Raw genomic sequence first — 6,067 nt, forward strand, 5'->3', positions numbered from 1 at the left:
CTCAAAGCATTGATGTACAAACCGATGCCAATGGTAACTGGAGTGCGGCACCAACAGGCACATTAGCCGAAGGGAATTATAGCGTTAGCGCCAGCATCACCGATGCCGCAGGCAACACAGGTACAAGTACAGACAGTGGCGAAGTGGATGTAACTGCTCCTGAACTTGAAATTATTCCATCGTTTTTATTAGGTAATTTAGTTTCTCTTTCGGGGGATTCTGATTTACCGGGAGGCTCTGTAATCACTATTACAGAGTACCTAGTTGGTGGGTTAGTTGGCGCAACTTATACAGCAACGACAAATCCTGATGGTACCTGGGGGCTTGCAAACATAACAGTACCTTTACTAAACCTTGCCTATGTGACTGCCAGTGCAACGGATGCCGCTGGTAATGTCAGAACAATCAATACACTTGATTTTGATAACGTAGCACCAGAATTAACCGTTAGTGTTGATGCTTTATCTAATGACAGTACGCCAGTAATTAGCGGCACCACCGATATGGGGCAAGGCACTGTAATTAATATAACCGTGATTGATAGTGAAGGAGAAAGCCAAGCGTTTACTGCGACAGTTCAAGCCGGTGGCGACTGGTCTGTTGCTGTACCTGCAGAGCTAGCGCAAGGTCAATATACCGTTGTTGCAGAGGTTAGAGACAGTGTTGGTAATTTAACAACGCAGCAGGCTCAAGGTGAAATAGATAGCGTTGCTCCTACATTAATTGTGAACGAAGTTAACGCGACAATAGATACAACCCCTACAATTTCAGGCACGAGTAATGAGATTGGTGCCGATGTAACCATCCTTATCGGCGGTCAAACACTAACAGCAACAGTGGGTACTGATGGCAATTGGCAAGTAGATGTCCCCGTAGCACTTGTTGATGGTGATTATACGGCTCAAGTAAATGTTACCGATGACGCTAATAATACCAGCAGCACGACTATTGATTTAACAATTGATACCCAAGTACCTGTTATTGTACTTAATGACATAACTGTATTTAACACTGAGACACTAGTTATAAATGGTACTTCAACTGAACCACAGGATACGGTGGTCGATATTGTTATTACAGATAGCAACGGTGATATACATACTTTAACTGCAATAGTTGATGCTAACGGCGATTGGCAAGTTACAGCGCCAAGTTTGCCTGATGGTAATTATGATGTAGAGGTAAGTATTACCGATGATGCTGGCAATCAAGGAGTGGATACAGGCTCGAGCTTTATTGATACTCAAGCACCAAGTATTACTATAAACGCATTAGGTACAATTAATGACAGCACGCCAACTATTTCAGGCACATCCAATGAACCTGAAAACACTAGTATTACAGTAACTGTGACCGATGCAGATAGTACCGAGACTTACACAACTGTTGTTGGTGCAGGTGGTGCTTGGACTGTAGATATTACAGATGCACTGACTGATGGTGAAGTTGCAGTTTCTGCAAGTGTTACTGATGCCGCAGGGAATGAATCAGTTGCAAATAGTACCGCAATGTTAAATACCAATGCGCCTACAATTAATATTAATACAATTATTGATACAAACGATCAAACACCAGCAATATCAGGCACAAGTAGTGCGGCAGATAACACAGAAATCACGGTTGTTATAACTGACGTTAATAACGTTTCACATACTGTAACTACAACTGTGGTAGGTGGGATTTGGAGTGTTGATGCGACAGATATTCTACCTGAAGGTGAATTTACTGTTTCGGCAAGTGTAACTGAAGGAGGCTTAACGAGTAATACAACAGGTAGCGGTGTTATCGATTTAACTCCACCAGCCCTTAATATTACACCGCTTACAATTTCAAATGATACAACGCCAACAATTTCAGGCACAACTACAGCTCCACAAGGCGCCATAGTCGCTATTTTAATTACAGATAGCTTAGGTGTAGAGCAAACGGTTAATGCTACTGTTGGTGCAAATGGCACATGGTCAGTCGCTGCAAGTACAGAGTTGAGCGAGGGCACTTACACGGTTTTAGCTTCAACAACAGATACTGCAGGTAATCCTGTAAACACAAGTATTACAGGGGAAGTTGATATAACAGCACCAGTTGTAACTATTAGCAATATTGTTGGAAGTACTGATCTAACTCCAAGTATTTCTGGAAGTGTGACAGGTGCCAATGTGGGTGATGCTGTTGCAGTGGTATTCACTGATGCACAAGGTAATGAGCATACTGTAAATACAACAGTTCAAACTGGTGGTGTATGGTCTGTAGAGGCAACTAGCTCTCTATCACAAGGAGATTATTCAGTTGAAGTATTTGTTACTGACAGCGCGGGTAATACCGGGGACGCAACAAATACAGCAACTATTGATACAATTGCTCCCGAAATTAGTATTGATCAAAGTTCATTAATACTAACTCAAGATAGCACTCCATTAATTAGTGGCACATCAAACGAGCCAAATACAAACGTTTTCGTTACGTTTACTGACTCAGCTGGCGCATCGCATCAAATTACCGTTCAAACGGATGCTAATGGAGACTGGCAAGCCGCTGCAGACAACGTATTAGCAGAAGGTGTTTACAGTGTTTCGGCAACGATTACTGATAGCGCAGGAAATACCTCTGTTGATAGTAAAACGGGTGGCGAAGTAGATACAGTAGGGCCAGAGCTTACTATTGTGCCTTCGTTCGTGTTAGGGCAGCTTGTATCTTTATCTGGTACTTCTGATTTAGGTGAAGGTAAAACAGTCACTGTTAATTTAGAATTAGCAGGTGATTTGGCTAACTTAACATACGATGTAACAACTGATGCCAATGGCGATTGGGTGTTATTAGGCCTAGCGGTTAATATTATTGGCTTATCGGTTGTTGAAGCCTCTGCAACTGATGAAGCGGGTAACACCACCACTATTACAACTGCAGATGTAGATGCTTCAACGCCATTACTTAATGCGGTGGTTGACTTTGTAACTGGCGAGGGAGATTTACCAATAATTAGCGGTACGACCGACCAAGCCCCAGGCACCGAAGTGCTAGTGAGAGTGGTAGATAGCGATAACATAGCACAAGATTTGGTTGCCATAGTGCAGGCAGATAATTCATGGGCTGTACAGGTTCCTCAATCACTTGCTGAGGGCGTGTTTACTGTAACTGTAAATGTATTAAGTGAAGTCGGAATAACAGCTACACAGCTGATAAGCAGTGTAGTAGATACCATCTCGCCAACGCTTAATTTGCAAGTGATTGGTACAACGTCAGATTCTACTCCAATTATTCAAGGGACTAGCGATTTAATTAATGGTGTGGTAGAGATTCAGCTGGATGGAGGCTCAGTACTAACAACAACAGTGAATGCAGTAGGGCTATTTTCACTGGAAGTTGATGCGCTGACTGAAGGACAGCATGTTGCCAACGTGAGTATCACTGATGATGCCGGCAATGTAGTAACACAAACGCTCGAGTTTGTTGTTGATACGTTAGTGCCTGTGGTAGATATTTTACCGTTGAGCATCAGCAATACTGACATTCTAACTATTTCTGGTACTTCTGAAGAAGCTCAAGGCACAGACATTGATGTAACTGTGATAGATAGTAACGGCAACGCAACAGTATTTGATGCCCTTGTTGGTAGCGATGGCACGTGGTCATTAGTAACCACTAGTCTACCTGATGGTATATATAGTGTATTCGCAAGTATTACTGATGCTGCGGGTAATGTAGGCCAGTCTGTTACTGAGCAAGTGACGATTGATACCATACTGCCATCGTTAGAAATAGACGCATTTGGTGTACTTAATACATTAACGCCTACTATTACTGGCACCAGTGACGAAGAAACCGGTAGCTTAATCACGGTTAATATTACCGACTCTGCAAACACACTTTATGAAGTTACCACAACGGTATTAGGAGATGGCACGTGGCTTGTTATTGCACCTTTACTTGCTGAGGGCGATTTAACCATAGAAGCTATTAGTATTGATAACGCAGGCAATATAGCAACGGTGACGCAAACGGGCGTTGTGAGCACCACTTTACCGAGTCTATTAATTAACCCAATAATAGATACAAGCGATACAACCCCTACTATTAGTGGTACTACCGATGTAATAAACGGTAATGTAGAAGTTGTTATTACAGATAGCAGTGGTAATGCAACAACCTATAACACTCAAGCTATTTCTGGTGTATGGACATTAATACCGACCACTCCATTAGCTGAAGGTGCATTTACGGTTGATGCGACAGTCGAAAACTTAAACCTTACAAGCTCTACAAGTCTTAATGGCATAGTTGACTTAACTCCGCCTACAATTGAAATTAATGAACTTGCAGTTACGAATAACTCACTGCCAACCATCTCAGGTACAAGTGATGCTCCGGCCGGTACAACCATAAGCGTAGTACTTACTGATGCTAATAGTGATTCGCAAACATTAACTGCGCAAGTGTCAGGTAACGGAACTTGGTCAGTCACAGCTGTTACGCCGCTTAGTGAAGGCGGTTTTAGTGCTACTGCAACAGTTAGTGATGCTGCAGGAAACTCATCAAGCGATACCATGGTTTCAAGTACTGATTACACAGCACCTATTGTATTTATAGACCCTATTGCAGTAGGCCAAGATACCACACCGACTATTACAGGCTCAGTAACCGGAAGTTTTGCGGGAGCTGCAGTTATGGTGATGTTTACTGACGCACTAGGTGAAACACACAATGTTTCAACAACAGTAAAAACAGATGGGTCGTGGAGTGTTACAGCTTCGCAGCCTCTTAGTGAAGGGAACTACAGCGTTGATGTAAGCGTACTTGATAATGCTGGTAATATTGGCGAGCAATCAATAAGCAGCATAGTTGATTCAGGCATAGTAATTAACTCTGGTTTAGAATTAACAGCTGATAGCACACCTAAGATCACCGGTACCGCAGGAGCAAATGAAGATATTACCGTAAGCTTTATAGATGAAAGCGGTACTGTTGTAACCAAAGATACAACAGCGGGTGAGACAGGTGTATGGAGCGTATCACCAGACAATGCTTTACTCGATGGAGCATACACTGTAACGGCTACCGCTACTGATGAATCTGGAAATGTTACTTCAAGTGGAAGCTTATCTGGGTTAGTGATTGACTCAACGCCGGTAGACTTCGAAGTGTCTAACTATTACTGGGGCATACTAGGAATAGGTCTAACTGCAGAAGGCACAGTAGAAGAAGGAAATAGTGTATATGTTGTAGGAGCAAACCTACTTGGCCTTGAGGTGTTAAACCTAAACTTAAATGTGCTAGAAAGCGCTATGGAAATTCAACCTGATGAGAATGGAAATTGGAGTTCATTATTATCAGTTCTTGATTTAGGTTCTTGGTCTGATTATCGCTTTATCACAGTTGATGAAGCCGGTAATTATTTAATTAAGGATATTAATGACAATATTATTGACCAAGGAAACGACCCACAACTTGCTAGCGCAGGAAGCAGTGCAAGCGTTGCTTCCGGCGACACAATCCCTGAATCATTTAGTGAGGAGTCGGCTTTAGGCGATACAACCCCTAATGAAGTTTCAAGCAACAACGTATTAAGCACTGAAACGATTGATTTAGGTAACTTGAGTGGTCTATCAACACCTGAGCAAACGGTGCAAGTGAGTTCGGCGGAGCCACTTAACATTAATGACGTAATCATTGATGAAGATGCAGAGCAGCTTATAGCGCTAAATACACTGGTTGAGGATGAAGGCTCTGCAATTGCTTATACTCCAGCTCAAAGTGGAGGAAGCATTGATGCAGCAGCACCTGCGGTTGATGTACAAAATCAATCGGAAGAGATGATTAAACACTTAATTGAAAGTAGTAATAATCAAACGGATATTTAATATCAATAAAGCCCTCTTAATTATTTTTTAAGGGGGTTTACATTATTAAGCAAATTAATATTATTTATAACGAAATTTAAGAACAAAGGTGTCCCGTCCTAAAATACGTTGACGGTTTTAAATGAAGGCCAGTAGCTTTTGCTCCTGGCTTTTTTTGTGCACTTGGTTTGGTGTTTTCATTCCTAAACTCAAATGCGGCCTAAATTCATTGT

General features: G+C 42.1%; 1 protein-coding gene. It reads left to right on the plus strand.

Features of this window, described 5'->3' with window-relative positions:
* Positions 1-5,855 (plus strand): Ig-like domain-containing protein (locus H5120_RS19925; RefSeq protein WP_182675874.1); only part of this gene is annotated, 5,855 nt, incomplete at its 5' end.
* Between the last annotated feature and the right edge of the window lie 212 nt (positions 5,856-6,067).

It is taken from the genome of Pseudoalteromonas sp. SR43-2 (assembly GCF_014163885.1).
GTDB lineage: Bacteria > Pseudomonadota > Gammaproteobacteria > Enterobacterales > Alteromonadaceae > Pseudoalteromonas > Pseudoalteromonas distincta.